Source organism: Mesorhizobium sp. P2_E10, from assembly GCF_056404235.1.
In genome coordinates this window covers 85,110-99,079 of record NZ_JBFUEK010000002.1, presented here as the reverse complement: position 1 = coordinate 99,079, position 13,970 = coordinate 85,110, and the positions used below count along the sequence as shown (strand labels likewise).

The 13,970-nt window shown below is 62.8% G+C and carries 21 protein-coding genes and 1 riboswitch; of the genes, 6 read left to right on the top strand and 15 right to left on the bottom strand.

Annotated features, from left to right (window positions below; translation table 11 throughout):
• The 4 genes from AC1D0N_RS05100 to AC1D0N_RS05085 all read right to left on the bottom strand — a co-directional run bounded on the left by AC1D0N_RS05100 (position 1) and on the right by AC1D0N_RS05085 (position 3,194).
• The gene (locus AC1D0N_RS05100) at positions 1-999 is read right to left on the bottom strand and encodes an ABC transporter substrate-binding protein (RefSeq protein ID WP_477242085.1); all 999 of its coding nucleotides are present in this window, start codon (positions 997-999) and stop codon (positions 1-3) included.
• Between the two features lie 2 nt (positions 1,000-1,001).
• On the bottom strand, positions 1,002-1,733 hold the full coding sequence (locus AC1D0N_RS05095; RefSeq protein WP_477242083.1) for an ABC transporter ATP-binding protein: 732 nt from the start codon (positions 1,731-1,733) through the stop codon (positions 1,002-1,004).
• Complete coding sequence (locus AC1D0N_RS05090; RefSeq protein WP_477242082.1) at positions 1,730-2,539, bottom strand: ABC transporter permease; 810 nt, start codon at positions 2,537-2,539, stop codon at positions 1,730-1,732. Before AC1D0N_RS05090 ends, AC1D0N_RS05095 begins: the two co-directional genes overlap by 4 nt.
• A gap of 46 nt (positions 2,540-2,585) precedes the next feature.
• Positions 2,586-3,194 carry a YkoF family thiamine/hydroxymethylpyrimidine-binding protein gene (locus tag AC1D0N_RS05085; RefSeq protein WP_477242080.1) on the bottom strand — a complete coding sequence of 203 codons (609 nt, stop codon included), beginning with the start codon at positions 3,192-3,194 and terminating at the stop codon, positions 2,586-2,588.
• Positions 3,185-3,298, bottom strand: a riboswitch (TPP riboswitch). It overlaps the preceding gene by 10 nt.
• A gap of 168 nt (positions 3,299-3,466) precedes the next feature.
• Here AC1D0N_RS05085 and AC1D0N_RS05080 point away from each other — a divergent pair.
• Complete coding sequence (locus tag AC1D0N_RS05080; RefSeq protein WP_477242078.1) at positions 3,467-3,817, top strand: hypothetical protein; 351 nt, start codon at positions 3,467-3,469, stop codon at positions 3,815-3,817.
• Positions 3,818-3,964: 147 nt separating this feature from the next.
• Here AC1D0N_RS05080 and AC1D0N_RS05075 read toward each other — a convergent pair whose 3' ends face one another.
• The 3 genes from AC1D0N_RS05075 to AC1D0N_RS05065 all read right to left on the bottom strand — a co-directional run bounded on the left by AC1D0N_RS05075 (position 3,965) and on the right by AC1D0N_RS05065 (position 4,913).
• On the bottom strand, positions 3,965-4,213 hold the full coding sequence (locus tag AC1D0N_RS05075; RefSeq protein ID WP_477242076.1) for a DUF2934 domain-containing protein: 249 nt from the start codon (positions 4,211-4,213) through the stop codon (positions 3,965-3,967).
• A 107-nt stretch (positions 4,214-4,320) separates the two neighbouring features.
• Positions 4,321-4,527 carry a hypothetical protein gene (locus AC1D0N_RS05070; protein WP_477242074.1) on the bottom strand — a complete coding sequence of 69 codons (207 nt, stop codon included), beginning with the start codon at positions 4,525-4,527 and terminating at the stop codon, positions 4,321-4,323.
• Between the two features lie 77 nt (positions 4,528-4,604).
• Positions 4,605-4,913, bottom strand: a complete 309-nt coding sequence (locus AC1D0N_RS05065) for a DUF1236 domain-containing protein (RefSeq protein WP_477242072.1) — start codon at positions 4,911-4,913, stop codon at positions 4,605-4,607.
• Positions 4,914-5,125: 212 nt separating this feature from the next.
• Between AC1D0N_RS05065 and AC1D0N_RS05060 the strand changes: the two genes are divergently transcribed.
• Positions 5,126-5,449: a DUF982 domain-containing protein gene (locus AC1D0N_RS05060; RefSeq protein ID WP_477242070.1), complete on the top strand. Its 324-nt coding sequence runs from the start codon at positions 5,126-5,128 to the stop codon at positions 5,447-5,449.
• Between the two features lie 25 nt (positions 5,450-5,474).
• On the opposite strand, the gene AC1D0N_RS05055 is transcribed toward AC1D0N_RS05060, so the two are convergent.
• Entirely contained in the window at positions 5,475-5,777 is a 303-nt protein-coding gene (locus AC1D0N_RS05055; RefSeq protein ID WP_477242068.1) for a hypothetical protein, read from the bottom strand.
• Between the two features lie 154 nt (positions 5,778-5,931).
• On the opposite strand from AC1D0N_RS05055, the gene AC1D0N_RS05050 reads away from it, so the two are divergent.
• Both AC1D0N_RS05050 and AC1D0N_RS05045 read left to right on the top strand, forming a co-directional pair.
• The gene (locus tag AC1D0N_RS05050; protein WP_477242066.1) at positions 5,932-6,192 is read left to right on the top strand and encodes a hypothetical protein; all 261 of its coding nucleotides are present in this window, start codon (positions 5,932-5,934) and stop codon (positions 6,190-6,192) included.
• Positions 6,193-6,287: 95 nt separating this feature from the next.
• On the top strand, positions 6,288-7,277 hold the full coding sequence (locus AC1D0N_RS05045; protein WP_477242064.1) for a glycosyltransferase: 990 nt from the start codon (positions 6,288-6,290) through the stop codon (positions 7,275-7,277).
• A 360-nt stretch (positions 7,278-7,637) separates the two neighbouring features.
• On the opposite strand, the gene AC1D0N_RS05040 is transcribed toward AC1D0N_RS05045, so the two are convergent.
• The 7 genes from AC1D0N_RS05040 to AC1D0N_RS05010 all read right to left on the bottom strand — a co-directional run bounded on the left by AC1D0N_RS05040 (position 7,638) and on the right by AC1D0N_RS05010 (position 11,379).
• Entirely contained in the window at positions 7,638-7,727 is a 90-nt protein-coding gene (locus AC1D0N_RS05040; protein ID WP_477242062.1) for a putative RiPP precursor, read from the bottom strand.
• A 195-nt stretch (positions 7,728-7,922) separates the two neighbouring features.
• The gene (locus AC1D0N_RS05035) at positions 7,923-8,144 is read right to left on the bottom strand and encodes a hypothetical protein (RefSeq protein WP_477242061.1); all 222 of its coding nucleotides are present in this window, start codon (positions 8,142-8,144) and stop codon (positions 7,923-7,925) included.
• A gap of 295 nt (positions 8,145-8,439) precedes the next feature.
• Positions 8,440-8,664: a hypothetical protein gene (locus AC1D0N_RS05030; protein WP_477242059.1), complete on the bottom strand. Its 225-nt coding sequence runs from the start codon at positions 8,662-8,664 to the stop codon at positions 8,440-8,442.
• Positions 8,665-8,889: 225 nt separating this feature from the next.
• Positions 8,890-9,297 (bottom strand): hypothetical protein, encoded by a 408-nt coding sequence (locus AC1D0N_RS05025; protein ID WP_477242057.1) that lies wholly within the window; start codon positions 9,295-9,297, stop codon positions 8,890-8,892.
• A gap of 255 nt (positions 9,298-9,552) precedes the next feature.
• Entirely contained in the window at positions 9,553-10,311 is a 759-nt protein-coding gene (locus AC1D0N_RS05020) for a hypothetical protein (RefSeq protein WP_477242055.1), read from the bottom strand.
• A gap of 259 nt (positions 10,312-10,570) precedes the next feature.
• Positions 10,571-10,816: a hypothetical protein gene (locus tag AC1D0N_RS05015; protein WP_477242053.1), complete on the bottom strand. Its 246-nt coding sequence runs from the start codon at positions 10,814-10,816 to the stop codon at positions 10,571-10,573.
• Positions 10,817-10,935: 119 nt separating this feature from the next.
• Positions 10,936-11,379, bottom strand: a complete 444-nt coding sequence (locus AC1D0N_RS05010; RefSeq protein WP_477243087.1) for a MarR family winged helix-turn-helix transcriptional regulator — start codon at positions 11,377-11,379, stop codon at positions 10,936-10,938.
• 352 nt (positions 11,380-11,731) lie between these two features.
• Here AC1D0N_RS05010 and AC1D0N_RS05005 point away from each other — a divergent pair, with 352 nt between their 5' ends.
• Positions 11,732-12,553, top strand: a complete 822-nt coding sequence (locus tag AC1D0N_RS05005) for an alpha/beta fold hydrolase (RefSeq protein ID WP_477242051.1) — start codon at positions 11,732-11,734, stop codon at positions 12,551-12,553.
• 139 nt (positions 12,554-12,692) lie between these two features.
• A complete protein-coding gene (gene dinB, locus AC1D0N_RS05000; RefSeq protein WP_477242049.1) occupies positions 12,693-13,934 on the top strand; it encodes a DNA polymerase IV in 1,242 nt (413 codons plus the stop codon).
• Positions 13,935-13,970 lie beyond the last annotated feature (36 nt).

Below are 13,970 nucleotides of genomic sequence, written 5' to 3'. Positions count from 1 at the left end.
TTACGTCAGATACTCATTGCTGAAATACCCCTCGAAATCCGGGCGTTCTTTCAGCGCCTTGCCGTCGGCGTCGCGCAGGATGCCGGCGGTGAAGAGATAGGCTCCCATCGCCTCGATCTTGGCCTTGTCGATGGTGCCGATGACACCGCTCTGGCTGCGGAGGAAATGGCCGTCGACCAGCATCTTCAGCGAAGCGTGGATCAGCGCCGGATCGGTCAGGGCGTCCTTGTTGGACGCTATCAGTAGGTCGCCGGCTTCCTGCGGGTGGTCGACGGCGAACTGATACCCGCGCAGCGTTGCCTCGATGAAGGCAGAAGCCGCCTTCGGGTTCGCAGAAAGAAATGCATCGCTGGAGGCGATGAAGGTGGTGTGCTCGTCGGGCACGCCGTAATCGGCATAGCGGAAGGTGCGCTGCTTGACGCCTTGCAACGCGGCCTGGACGCCTTCCCAGGTCGAGACCTCCAGCGTGAAATCGACCGAGCCGTTGGCCAGCGCCTCATAGGCGGAGGTGCCGAGCGTCACCGTCTCGAAATTGCCCTTGCCGCCGTCATGGCGGATCATGGTCGAGATCAGCGTGTTTTCCCAGGCGCTGCCGAAGCCGCCATAGGTCAGGCCGTCGAGGTTTTTCGGGCTCTTGATGTCGCTGCGCGCGGCGTTGAACACAAGCCGGCCGGTCTCGGCCTGGACCACGGCATAGACCGCCTTGAGATCGGCGCCGGCGGCGCGCTGGGTGAAGAAGCCGGCACCGGCGATGCCGAAATCGGCGATGTGGTTGGCGACCAGCGTGCCAGCGCCGGTATCGCCATAAGGCAGGATTTCAGCCTGCAGCCCGGCCTCGGCATAAAAACCTTTGTCGCGGGCGACGAACAGGCCGATGTGGTTGGTGTTGACGGTCCAGTCGAGCGCGACGGTGACTTTTTGCGGCGCCGCGAAAGCGCGTAAGGGCAGTCCGGCGACGAGCGTCAGCAGCAGGGCCTGGCGGCGTGTCAGTGAAATCATGGTCATTCTCCTTGTGCAGGGTTGAGAAGCGTGTCGAGGATTTCGGCTTCGAGGGCAGCAGTGTCCGCGCCAGAGCCGCGCGGCGGCACCTTGATTTCGCGCACGATGCGGGCCGGGCGGGCCGACAGCACATAGATGCGGTCGGACAGGAACACCGCCTCGCGCACGTCATGAGTGATCAGCAGCGCCGTCCAGCGGTGGCGCCGCCACATGGCCTCCAGCCAGCGCTGCATGGCCGCGCGGGTCAGCGCGTCAAGCGCGCCGAACGGCTCGTCGAGCAAAAGCATGTCGCGCTCCTGCACCACGGTGCGCAAAAGGGCGGCGCGCTGGCGCATGCCGCCGGACAGTTCGGAGGGATAATGCCGCTCGAAGCCGGCGAGGCCGAATTCGGCAAACAGCGGTGCGACGCGGGCGCGGGCGGCCTTGCGCCCGACGCCCTGCACCTCAAGGCCGAGCGTGGTGTTGTCGAGGATGCGCCGCCATGGCATCAGCGCGTCACGCTGCGGCATGAAGGCAAAATGGCGGCCATGGTCGTCGAGCGGCGCGCCGTCGAAGATCATCTCGCCCTCGCCTTTCAGCGCACCGGTCAGCAGCTGAAAGATCGTCGATTTTCCGGCGCCGGACGGCCCGAGAATGGAGACGAATTCGCCGGCGCCCACGCTGAGCGAAATGTCGGCGAGCACATCGAGGTCGCCGAAGCGCTTCTTGACGTGGCGCAATTCGAGCCGGGTCATTGCGCTCCCCCGGCCTGTCTAACCCGCTCCCACGGCATGGCCAGTCGCTGGATCAACACCGTTGCGCCGAACAGGATCAGCGTCAGCGCCGCGCTGACGGCGACGGCGGCCAGCACCAGATCGGGGCGGAAATTGTTCTTGGCGTTGAGCATGTAGATGCCCAACCCTTTTGCCGCGCCGGCATATTCGGCGAAGATGGCGCCGACCACAGCATAGGTGATGGAGATGCGCAGACCGGCGAAGAAATAGGGCAGCGCCGAGGGCAGCCGTGCCGAGAGGAAGACGCGCCAGCGCCCTGCCCCCATGGCGCGCAGCATCTGGCCGATCTCTTTCTCGGTGGCGTCATAGCCCTCAACCAACGCCACCAGCATCGGAAAGAAGGTGACCAGCGCGACCAGCACGATCTTGGGCATCAGGCCGAAGCCGAACCACAGCACCACCAGCGGCGCGATGGCGATGAGTGGCAAGGTCTGACTGACGATGAGCAGCGGAAACAGCGCGCGGCGCAGCGGTGGCGAGAAATCGACCAGCACCGACAGCACGAAGGCGGCGCTGAGCGAACACGCAAAGCCGAAAAGCGTGGCGCGGATGGTGGGGATGGCATTCTCGACCAGTGCGTCGCGGTTCAGCAGCGCCTGTTCCAACACACGCGACGGCGCCGGCAATATCGTCGGTTTGATGCCGGACCACCGGGCATACAATTCCCAGGCCAGCAGCAAGAGGCCGACCGAGGCGATCGCCGGTGCGACCGTTGCGATGGCGGCGATGAAGCCCGCGAGCGGGCGCGAAGGGGCGGATGGGACCACTGAAATAACCTTTGACGGACGGGCGCGACAGGAGCGCGCAAAAAGCTCAGACAGCGGACGGGCTGTTGGCCGATACCGTGACGTCGAGGGTTACGTGGCCGGCGCCCGGCCCGAAGCGGCAGAAGGCCTCGTTCAGCGCCGCAAACACCGCGCCGGCATCGCCGCGCAATTTGGTGCAGAAGTGTTTGGAGCGGTCGTAGACGCCGGACTGTTTGAGGAAGTCGATACAGCCGTAGATCTCGTCCATGTGATCGTCGGTGCCCATCACATAGAGCGAGAATTGCGCCGCTGTCGGCTGGCCGGTGGCGCCGGCCTTGCGCACCGCGGCAATGGCCGCGTCCTTGCGGGGCCCAAGCGGTCCGACGGGTCTGCTGAGCACATCGGTGCGGCAGATCGGGTCATCCGGCTCGCCAGGGCAGCCACGCGAGATCGCCGCCGACAGCACGCAGTGCTTGCCGCTTGCCGCTGCCGCCACGAACAGATCGCGCATCGCCGAAAACAACACTTCGGGCGGCCCCACCAGCAAGGTCGAGATGTCGTCGGTCTCGATCCTGAGCCTGTCGCGCCAGGGATCGAGCGCACCGAGCGCGCCAAGGATGACGCCGACGAAATCGTCGGTCATGGGATACAGGGAAATCTGTGCGCCAGAAAACATAGCCCGCCTCGCTCCGCTGGTATTACCCAGATCAGCTTCTAGGGTCTGTGGGCTTGCCGCCCCCGTCTCAGCCCCGACCGTACGGAGCACCCCTGTGGATTGGCGCGTTAAAGCACTGTTCGAAGGATTGCGGAAGGGGGTTTTTTCGACACGTGGCGGGAAAGCGTTGCGCCAGCTCGCTGCCACAACGTGTCAAAGGAGCCGATTTCGTACAAAATGTATTGACCGTCATTCGTACATAAAGTACTATTGCCAACCCATGGGAGATCCGGATGAGCACCGCAAACCACGCCGGCTTCGCCGATCTCTCCCGCCCGCTCATCTCGACAGCATCGATCGAACATCGCGAGCGTCTGGCCGGCGCATGGCGCATGGCCAGCCAGGACATCGCCGACGACATCCGCTTCATCCGCCAGTATCTGAAAGTCATTGCCGAGAAAGAGGAGAGGCTGTCGTCAGGCACCCTCGTACACAGCCGCGTTTACACCGAGGCCTGCGCCGGCTGGCTACCACAGACGGTGGCGCGCTATTTGCGCAATCTACGCCAGATCACCGAATGCGAGTTGGCGATGACGGCGGCCGGCATCCGCTTTGCGCTCTCCAGCTATGCCTGGGACGCGTGAGGGGCGCCCTTCCGGCCCGCTAATCTCGCCGAGCCCGTCCCGCGGTCGTCGACTGTCTCCCGACGACGCCTTCGCGGCTGCTCGGCGCGCGGGCGCGGCTCCAAGCCGAGGCAGAACGCGCCTCACTGCATCATGGGTGAGAGGCGGTTAGCCCTTGCCTGATTTGGGTTTGGCCGCCTTGGCGGCGGCTGCCGGCTTCGGCGCCGCTTTGGGCTTGCTGACTTTGGCGGCAGCAGGCTTCTTTGCGGCCGGCTTGGCTTTCGGCTTGGCAGCCGCGCCGTCTATTTCGGCCGTGGCCTGGTCCCAATGCTGCTGATGCGCGCCTTCGGGCCGGCCCGCCTTTTCCCAGATCGCGTGCGCCCGTTGGCGAATGCGTTCATGCCTGTCGTCCGTCACTCCTGCCTCCATCGGTTCGATTCGAATCCCGTGAGCAGGCACTGTTTTAGCTGAAATTTCGAGCGCCGTCTTTGGTGTCAACGCGAAGGCATCATATCCATCGGCAGTCAGGTCCTGTCGGACAACACCGCAACGCCAAGGAGCGCCGCCTTCTTGGTGATCAGGGCTTCCAGATCCGCATCCGAGCGCTCGGTTCCGGTGCGCTCCCGCACCATTGCAATCACTGTCCTCATCGACAACAGCGCACTGCTCCGCTCGGCGAGCAGTTTGTCGACGGATTTGGCCACATCGGGCGACTCGGCATGCCGCAACATGAGGGGCTCCTTCGATATCCCCAGCTGGCACTGCCCTGCCTGCCGCCCCCGTTCGGGGACGACAGGGAAGGCAAGCGTCAGTCGATGACCTCTACGATCTTGTGGGTGGCAGGGTCGACCAGAACGGTATGGTCGCCGACGACAGCGTATCTGTACTGAACGTCGGGAACCTCGATCGGCTGAAGTTCGACGGTGTCAGGCAGAGTGGAGCCGACATTCAGTTCGACGCCGAGGAGATTGATCGAAGCCAATGGGTGCTTGTGCACATATTCGCGAATGACCGTCTGCTGTTGGGGCGAAACGACCACCACGTCTTCGGCCGCGGCAACGCCAATGCCAGCCAGTAGAGCCAGGCCGGCAGCGGCAGGAATCAGAAGGTTTTTCATCGTTCTCTCCTGTTGTTTGCAAGCTTCGCCCTGCCCCGCCTGATGCGAGGACTTTCATGGTTCGAGGTGGCGAGCTCTATAGGGGGCAAACGTCGGGGGAAGCCTGTTGTTCCCTGAGAAATGGCTAATTGATCGGGACTCATTGATCCGGGGAACCGCATGGCGCCGTTGCGCATTGAAGGCGCTGCAACGCTTTCCGGGAGGTCTTCGACATGGATGAAATGCTGTTTCACGCGCCTGTGGCCATCGCTGTGGGGGCTGGCTTCAAACGCGACATCGCCTCACTGGCGCAGATGCAGAATTTCCTGAAGGAATGGCCGCCGGCGCGGCGCGGTGCGATCCATGCCACTGCGCTGAAGGCATGCGACGCGGCGCGCGCCGGTCATCTCAGCGCCGACCAGGCGCGCCGGGCGTTCATCGGCTTTGCCGAAGCCGCCGGCATTCTGTGGACCGGCGTCGACCCGGTGACGGCGCTTCGCGAGGCAAAGTTAGCCAGGAACGCGCGCGGTGGAACCAGCAACAGCCAGGAGAATTGACGCCCGCCCGACCTCGGGGCAGCGCTTACTGCTTCGGAGGCTGCGCCGGCACCTCGCCGGGTTTGATCACCGGCGTCTTGCCTTCGTCGGGCGGCGTGATGACGCCCTGGTCGCCGGTGGGCGGCGGCTGCAACACGCCATCGCAAGGATCGAGTGTCTCGGATAGGCTTTCGTTGTTGGACTTCGTCTGCCCGTTCCCGTCTTGCGGCTGAGCCTGGCAAGGGGTGGATGGGGCAGGCGCTTGACCGGTCTGACCGTTTGTCTCCGCGGCCGCCGGGCTTGCCAGCGTCGCCATCAGCAAACAGGGCAAAAGAGCGAGTGTCTTCATGTCCGGCTCCTTTCAAGCTCAAGTCATGTCCTTGCAAAGCAGATTGGCGCCTATTGGTTCCCCGCGTGCGGGACGCGACTCGCGTCGAACGGAACCGGCGGCATAGTCATGAGTTCAACATCGGAGACTTGTTTCATAGACAGGGAAGCCAACGATGGAACCGCGCGGAAAGCCACGAAGCGACGACGAGGTTGAAGCTCCGACACGGGAGCAGCAGGACTGGGACGCCATCAAAGGCGCGAAAATCCTGCCTGACAGTGCGGAGGAAGACGGCATCGAGAAGGACCGCGAATTGCCTGACGAGGACGATGACAATGCCTATCAGGACAGCGATGACGCCCTGCCCGACGACGCCGAGGAAGCCGCTATCAAGCGCGATCCTGCCAGGCGTGGCGGTCCTTTCGACGAAGTCTAAGCGGAAGTAGTGGTTCTGACAATTTTACGCGTAGAGGCTGCAAAAGTCTTCGCAGTCGGCTATGGCTGCGGCTTCAGGGCCGGGGCCAATAGGACATGGTGCGCGAAAGCTACTCGATCATCGTCGAGATGGAGAATGCCAAGGCGATCGACTGGCACGAGATCGGCGTCGGTTTCGCGGCACTTGCCCGCGAGATCAGGGCTGCAGCCGATCTCGGATATGCGGCAAAGCCGCAAGTCATCTTCGTCCATTCCGGAGAAGCCTTGGACACACCGCTTTTGCAGGATGAGATTGCCGCCAGAGTGCCGGAGCTAGGCATGGCCGCGGCGCTGGCCCTCGCCGCCTTGCCCGACGGGCGCTATTACGAGCTGAAGAACCGCGGCATTGCCGAGGCGACGGGCGAGATCGTCATTCTTTGCGATTCCGACTGTGTCGTCGAGCCGGGCTGGCTGCCGGCTTTGCTGAAGCCGTTCGAAAATGCGCGCACGGTGGTGGTGAACGGCTACACCTATCTTGGCTATGATGACTTTGCCTCGCGGACCTTCGCGCTGCTGTGGTTCTTTCCGCTTCGCGACCATGACCAGCGCTTTGCCGCCAAGCGCGCGCTGAACGCCAACAACTGCGCGTTCAGGCGAAGCTGGCTAGCCGGTCATCCGTTTCCGCAAAGCAACGGTTTCAAGGTCTCCTGCACGCTGCTGACCAGGCAATTGCAGGCGGAGGGCCATGACCTGATGAGGGTCGCGGCGGTGGCCAGCCACTATCCACCGCGCGGACTGGGGTTCTTTCTGTGGCGCGCACTGGTCACCGGCCGCGACGCCGACCGCAAATATGCGATCCTGACCACCGCCTCACGTCCCCGGCGCGTGCTCAAGGCGCTGCGGCGCTGGGCCTCCACATCCTGGCGCGTGAGCTTGCGCATCGCCACTCAAGCACGCCAGACGGGCATGCCGGTCTGGCAGGTGCCTTTGGCCGTTGCCGCCGGCCTGGCTTTCAACAGCCTGGTGTTCGTCGGCCAGTTCGGCCTGGCGACCGGCCTGATGAGGGACGATGTCGAGCGGGTTCCGGCCTTTGTCGGACACAGCTGACTACAAGCTGAAACCGACAAACAATCCCCACTGACTGGGTCAGCGGAGGTGAACATTCGGCGCGTCTTGCCTGCGTGTGTTGCGCCTCGTCGGCGCGACCGCGAATATTCGCGACCGCCAGATGTGGCTACAACCAATTGGTCTTGCGCATCAATCCTGGTGCATAGAACCAAAAAAGCGCGATGCGCCTATTGGGGGATAGGTGAAGATAGCGCGATTACGGTTGAAAGCTTCTCGCGCTTGATCAGCACAGGCTTTTCGTAGGTTTTCTTCATTGCAATCATTCCTGCCCTCGTTTTCAACAATGCAACATCTCGCTGCGGCGACCGCAGATATTCGCGACCGCCAGACGCCGTGCGCTTATTGAGGGGGAGGTGAAACCTGCTGCGCGATTACGGTCGACAGCTTCTCGCGCTTGGTCAGTACAGGCTTTTCGTAGGTTTTCTTCATTGCAACCATCCTGCCCTCGTTTTCAACAATGCAACATCTCGCTGCGATAAGCGCATTGTCAACCCACGGGGCAGAGATCAGCGACACGTTGGAGCGCCCCTGTGTCCAAATCGACGCAGGGGCGCTCCAACGGTGCCTGGCTAATCGAAGCTCGCGGGTCATGCGCTCGTATTTTTCAGTTGTGGTGACCGGCTATCAATTCGACGTGGGCTCGCCCAGCGCTTCGGTCACGAAGGACGCGGCGATCAGATCGTCGGTGTCCAGGCCTAGGGAGCCGTCGTTGCTCCCCATGATGGCAGCGACCTTGTGGAAGGTTTTCATTTCATGTTCGGTAATCTGGGCGTTTCGCATCCTGGCTTTCAGATCGGCGACACGCATCCCCAAGGCAGGGGATGTTCCGATTTCTCGTTTCGACATGGTATGTTGCTCCTGCCCCAACCCGCTCTTGTTTTGCCGCCCCACCCTCTTCGCATGCCCGTGCCTGCCTATAAATGAGGCATCGCGAATAGGCCCGAACGTGGGTTGCGATGGATGGTTCCAGCGCCAGACGATCACGAAATAATACAGATGACGCCCAGCAGCGACACAGTAATAACTTGCGCGACAACCATCGGCTGCAAGGCACTTCCAGATCAGCTCAGTTGTTCGAGAAGTACACTGCCCCCAGGCTCCAGCAAGGTACCTGCGATTGCTGAACCGAGGCGGTCAAGTCCTATTGCGCATTTGTGTCGGAGCGGGCGCGGGTGCGGATCGAGGCGATCAGATCGTCGACACGCTGCACTACCGGGGCCGGTGGCCGGCGAACCGATCGCGCCTCCAGGTGATTGTCGTAAATCCGCCGCAGCACATCGCGGGCGACCTTGGCGCGCTCCCATGTGCGGCCGAGAAGGGCGCAGCCTCCCAGGCTGGCTGGCGCGTCGGCAACGTCACCCCACACCGTCCAGGTACCGGACGGCTCCGGGCGACAGCGAAATCTCGGTTGGCGATCTTCCATAAGGAGAAACGGCCGGCACGCCCGTTGGTTCGGTCCGGCATGGCGACGTGGTTAACGCTGTTCACGCCATCGGTGCGGCCGCCTGCGAGCAAGGATTGGCCCGCGCCTCCGAGGGAAGCGCGGGGCAGACAGTTTCGGCCACGCGCCGTGGCGTGGCCGGCAGTGGCCTCAGTGCGAGGCCGCCCGCACTCCCGAGGCCGAGCGCTCCGCCTCGGACGAGAAGACCACGACAGCGAAGATCAGCACGGCGGCGGCGACGATGAGCGAGCCGACTGCGACGATCGGCTCAAGCGCCGGGTTGCCCTGCAGCATCAGGTACAGAGCCGGCAACATCACCACGATGCCAAGCGTGTAGAGGCCGTAGTGGATCATGGCGAGCTTGCGTTCGGCCTTTGCCGGATTGAGCGCGTAGTAGCCGCCGAAGATGGCACTGGTTACCCATCCCAGCAGGTTGATGTGCGCGTGTGCCGGGAAGGCGCCGTGATCGCCCGAGATCGCCATCTGCAGACCGGCGGCTATGCCCAGAATGAGAAACACGATGGCTGTTTTGAAGAAGAGTTCTGAAACCCTAGGCATGTCTTGTCCTCCCAATGCCGTTTAAACCCCGACATCTGGAAGCCTATATCAGCAAATGCAGATACTCCATGCCTTACCGAGGGTTAGCAGCGCCTTTCCCCTAATTGATCGCATGCAGGAACATTGACGCCGGAGGGACAACGCGTCCCACTGCCAGCCGGGGGGAGATTGGCAGTTCCAACATGCCGTCAAAAAAGCCGCCGGGCGAACCCGGCGGCTTGATCGTCGACTGGGTCGTTTCAGCCGCGATGAAACTTACGGCGTCGCCGGAGCCAGCTTGGCGGCCATCTGGTCGATCTTGTCGGCAAGCACGCCGTTGGCCCAGTCCTTGACCTCATCGTCGACTGGCTTGTTGGCCATGTCGGCAAGGGCTGTGTCGAGCGATGGGATGTCGGCAGCTGCTGCGTCGGCTGCAGCCTGGGGATCGACCGCCGCCGCAGTGGCTTCGTCGAGCGCGGCCTGCGCGGCATCGAGCTCCTCTTGGGTCGGGACATCTTCGGGCAGGGTATTCGGGTCAGCCGCTTTCGCCTCCAGCGCGTCGAGCGCGGCCTGGGCGTCGTCGACCGCCTGATTGGCGGCATCTGCCGCGGCTTGAGCGTTCTTGGCTACTGCCGACTGTGTCACAAAAGCCTGGATCCCAGCGAACTTCTTGCTCTTGGAATTCATATAGGCGTTGATGTTGCGCTGTAGCGAGTTCAACCGGCCGAGCTTGGCATGGATATTCTTTTCCTTCGACACAGAAGCCGTCTGCTCAGTGTCGTCAACGCTTGCAACAGACGTTTCGGCCTTGCCCACGTGCCCTTTGGCTGATGCCGACTTGCCGTGCGAACCGCTTTTGCCGGAATTGCCACCGGAGTTGCCACCAGCATTGCCGTTTCCACCGCCATTGCCATTGCCGTTTCCGCCGCCGTGACCGTTGCCGCCGCCATTGCCGTGGCCGTTACCGGCCAACGCCGGAGACGCCAGAAGCGCGAACGCTGCGAGCGCAGCAAAAAGGGTCTTTCGGGATGTCATGATATTCCTCCGAGAATCGCCACCGCCAGCAACCGCTATAGAGGGAAGATATGAGAAATCGCTAATGCTATCGGTAAACTTTGGATAAATGTGGTTTCAATGCGCGAGCGAAGCAGTCGCCAACGAACGTTCCGAATCGGAGAACTCCTTCAACCCTTTGAAATATCAGCACTTTGCTAAATCGAATTCGGGTTTGGAGCCTTTGGAACGCAAAGGTCCTATGCCGATCAGACTAAGGTCCTAACCTGCCGCGACCGCCTCAACTCGACCAGGGCGCCCACGTGATGTCGGCCCCGGCCTGTTCGTCGAACAGCACCGCGCAGCCGCACTCCAGCGCCACTGCCGACAGCGCATTCGCCGCCGCTTCATCCGACGAGACGAAATCCCCTGTCAGCACCCGCAATTCCTCCACCGCCTTGGCCATCGACACGACCCGCCCGGCGGAGCGGCCGGTCGTGCAGGCGTCGACGATGCAGACAAGATCGATCATTTCAAAGTGGCCCATGTCAGGCCTCCCGCAAACAGCGTCCCATCACGACTATCAACGCGGCTGCGATCGACAATGTTCCCGCAAGAGGCGATCAATGGGCGACTTTGTCGTGGGCGCTTACGCGGCACCCGCGTTCAGGCTTTGTGGTGGTCTTCCAGGGCCTTGCGCAGAGCGACGATCTCGTTGCGCAGCCGGCCGAGCTCATCGCTCTTGAGGCCCGACGCTTCCAGGATGCAAGCGGGCACCGCCCTCGCCTTTTCGCGGATCGCCCATCCCTTGTCGGTCAGGCGCACCCGCACCTGGCGTTCATCGTCGGGATCGCGGGTTCGGCTGATGTGGCCCAACGCCTCGAGCCGCTTGAGCAATGGCGTCAGCGTGCTTGATTCCAGGAACAGCCTGTCACCGAGGCTGCCGACCGTCTGGTCATCGCGCTCCCAGAGCAGAACCATCGCCAGATATTGCGGATAGGTCAGGCCGAGCTCGTCGAGCAGCGGCTTGTAGACGCGATTGAAAGCGTGGTTGGCGGAGTAGACGGCGAAGCACAGGAACTCGCTCAGTCGCAACGCATCATCTTGCATCGACGCGTCTTGCGGTTTCGGCGCGGTTTTCTGGTCGGCCATAACGAACCTCATAAAGCGCTCGTGAACATATATCGTGCGCGATCTTATCGCAAGCGCTTGACACCAGCACATGCTTCAGCCTTTTATATCGCGCACGATCTAATCGCGCGATACAAACAAAGCAACCACACAGGAGGAAGCCGTGCCAGTCACCTCGCCCGACCAATTTCGGCCCACCGGCTCCATCTCGCGGCGGCAGATCATGCTCGCCGGCGCGGGCATGGCGACGCTGCCGTTGATTGCCGCACTCCCTTCCACCGCCGCCGGCGGCCAAATTTCCGCAACCTCTCATCAACAAGGAACAAGCCCTATGAGCATCATCACCACCAAGGACGGAACCGAGATCTACTACAAGGACTGGGGAAAGGGTCAGCCGATCGTCTTCAGCCATGGCTGGCCGTTGAGCAGCGACGCCTTCGAAGACCAGATGTTCTTCCTGGCATCGCATGGCTATCGCGCCATCGCCCATGACCGCCGCGGCCACGGCCGCTCCAGCCAGCCCTGGCACGGCAACGACATGGACACCTATGCCGACGACCTCGCCGAACTGGTGCAGCAGCTGGACCTCAAGGACGCGATCCATGTCGGCCACTCCACCGGCGGCGGCGAAGTTGCCCGCTACATTGGCCGCCATGGCACCGGCCGCGTGGCAAAGGCGGTGCTGATCGGAGCGGTGCCGCCGCTGATGCTGAAGACGGCGGCCAATCCCCGCGGTCTGCCGATCGATGTCTTCGACGGCATCCGCAAGGGTGTGCTGAGCGATCGCTCGCAGTTCTTCAGGGATTTGACCATGGCATTCTACGGCTACAACCGGCCCGGAGCGAAGGTCTCTGAAGGCGTGCGTGATGCCTTCTGGCTGCAAGGCATGATGGCCGGGATGCCTGCCAGCTATTTCTGCATCAAAGCGTTTTCGGAGACCGACCAGACCGAAGATTTGAAGAAGTTCGACAAGCCGACGCTGATCCTGCATGGCGACGACGACCAGATCGTGCCGATTGCCGACTCGGCGCTGCTGTCTTCGAAACTGGTCAAGGGCGCGACGCTGAAGGTCTACAAGGGCGGTTCGCACGGCATCTGCACCACCCAGAAGGATGAGGTGAACGCCGACCTGCTTGCCTTCATCAAAGGCTGATTGCCCGGCGCCGCGCCAGTCAAGGTGCGGCGCCGCATCTCCGCTTGACAAAGGGCACGATTTGTTCTGTATTTGTTCGGTAAAACGCCCCTCAAAATAGACGCGGCTAATGCTGCAGCGCCGCAAGGAAACGGTCGGGATGGAACCCACCATTCTCCATGCGGATCTCGACGCATTCTATGCCTCGGTCGAGCAACTGCTCGACGCCTCGCTTAGAGGCAAGCCGATCGCCGTCGGCGGCGGCGTTGTGCTCGCCGCTTCCTACGAGGCCAGGGTTTTTGGCGTGCGCGGCGGCATGCCTGGACGGCGCGCCCGGCAGCTCTGCCCGCAGTTGATCTTCGTCGGCGGCCATTTCAGCGACTACCAGCGGCTGGGCGACGCGGCAATAAAAGTGCTCGACGATTTTACGCCGCTGGTCGAGCGCATTTCCATCGACGAGGCCTTTGCCGATGTCGCCGGCTGCACGCATCTGTTCGGCTCGCCGGCGAAGATCGCCGCCACGATACGCCACTGGGTGCGGCAAGAACTCGGCCTGCCGATCTCGATCGGCGTGGCCCGCACCAAGCACCTGGCCAAGATCGCTTCGCAAGTGGCAAAACCTGACGGGCTGGTGGTGGTCGATCCCGCCGGCGAACTTGCCTTCCTGCATGATTTGCCGGTCGGTCTGATGTGGGGCGTCGGCCCGGCGACCAAAGCGCGGCTGGCCGAGATCGGCGTCGAGACCATTGGCCAATTGGCGAAGACGCACAGCGGCGCGCTGGAGCGACTGCTCGGGCCTGCCGCCGGCGAAAAGCTTGCCGCGCTGGCGTGGAACCGCGACCCGCGAAAACTGGTGACGCATCGGCGGGCGCATTCGGCCGGGGCGCAATCGGCGCTCGGCAGGAAACCGGCCGAGGCAAAAATCTTCGTGCCGGTGTTGCTGCATCTGGCCGACCGTGTCGCCAGCCGGCTCAGAGCCAAAGCGCGGCCCGGCCGCACGGTGACGGTGCGCGTCCGCTTTGCCGACCTCAGCGCCGTGACCCGCTCGGTCACCCTCGACCAGCCGATTTCGGCAACACTGATGCTGGCTGAGATCGCCGAGGAGCTGGTGCGCGGCGTGCTTGCCGCCTACCCCGGGGAAAAGACCATTTCACTGCTGGCGATCTCGGTATCGCATCTGGAGGAGAGTGCCGAGCTGCAGCTCGAACTGCCGCTTGGCCTTGTCGACGAGAAGCAGAGGCCGGGCACCCAAAAGGGCCTGGCGCGCTTTGGCGCCGACCGCGCCGTCGACAAGATCCGCCTGCGCTTTGGCAAACAGGCGGTCGGTTATGGCACGGTGGCGCTGGAAGCGGCGCGTTCCGTGCCCGATGCTTTCAGGGAACTAGCCGAGAAGGAACTGTGATAGGGGCATGCCGGACTTGGTCGCCGGCGCGGTGAG

Bases quoted from the DNA above. Each gene is read 5' to 3' on its own strand.
- AC1D0N_RS05100 (WP_477242085.1), bottom strand. From the start codon at position 999: ATGATTTCACTGACACGCCGCCAGGCCCTGCTGCTGACGCTCGTCGCC.
- AC1D0N_RS05095 (WP_477242083.1), bottom strand. From the start codon at position 1,733: ATGACCCGGCTCGAATTGCGCCACGTCAAGAAGCGCTTCGGCGACCTC.
- AC1D0N_RS05085 (WP_477242080.1), bottom strand. From the start codon at position 3,194: ATGTTTTCTGGCGCACAGATTTCCCTGTATCCCATGACCGACGATTTC.
- AC1D0N_RS05080 (WP_477242078.1), top strand. From the start codon at position 3,467: ATGAGCACCGCAAACCACGCCGGCTTCGCCGATCTCTCCCGCCCGCTC.
- AC1D0N_RS05070 (WP_477242074.1), bottom strand. From the start codon at position 4,527: ATGTTGCGGCATGCCGAGTCGCCCGATGTGGCCAAATCCGTCGACAAA.
- AC1D0N_RS05065 (WP_477242072.1), bottom strand. From the start codon at position 4,913: ATGAAAAACCTTCTGATTCCTGCCGCTGCCGGCCTGGCTCTACTGGCT.
- AC1D0N_RS05060 (WP_477242070.1), top strand. From the start codon at position 5,126: ATGGATGAAATGCTGTTTCACGCGCCTGTGGCCATCGCTGTGGGGGCT.
- AC1D0N_RS05055 (WP_477242068.1), bottom strand. From the start codon at position 5,777: ATGAAGACACTCGCTCTTTTGCCCTGTTTGCTGATGGCGACGCTGGCA.
- AC1D0N_RS05050 (WP_477242066.1), top strand. From the start codon at position 5,932: ATGGAACCGCGCGGAAAGCCACGAAGCGACGACGAGGTTGAAGCTCCG.
- AC1D0N_RS05045 (WP_477242064.1), top strand. From the start codon at position 6,288: ATGGTGCGCGAAAGCTACTCGATCATCGTCGAGATGGAGAATGCCAAG.
- AC1D0N_RS05040 (WP_477242062.1), bottom strand. From the start codon at position 7,727: ATGAAGAAAACCTACGAAAAGCCTGTACTGACCAAGCGCGAGAAGCTG.
- AC1D0N_RS05035 (WP_477242061.1), bottom strand. From the start codon at position 8,144: ATGTCGAAACGAGAAATCGGAACATCCCCTGCCTTGGGGATGCGTGTC.
- AC1D0N_RS05025 (WP_477242057.1), bottom strand. From the start codon at position 9,297: ATGCCTAGGGTTTCAGAACTCTTCTTCAAAACAGCCATCGTGTTTCTC.
- AC1D0N_RS05020 (WP_477242055.1), bottom strand. From the start codon at position 10,311: ATGACATCCCGAAAGACCCTTTTTGCTGCGCTCGCAGCGTTCGCGCTT.
- AC1D0N_RS05015 (WP_477242053.1), bottom strand. From the start codon at position 10,816: ATGGGCCACTTTGAAATGATCGATCTTGTCTGCATCGTCGACGCCTGC.
- AC1D0N_RS05010 (WP_477243087.1), bottom strand. From the start codon at position 11,379: ATGCAAGATGATGCGTTGCGACTGAGCGAGTTCCTGTGCTTCGCCGTC.
- AC1D0N_RS05005 (WP_477242051.1), top strand. From the start codon at position 11,732: ATGAGCATCATCACCACCAAGGACGGAACCGAGATCTACTACAAGGAC.
- dinB (WP_477242049.1), top strand. From the start codon at position 12,693: ATGGAACCCACCATTCTCCATGCGGATCTCGACGCATTCTATGCCTCG.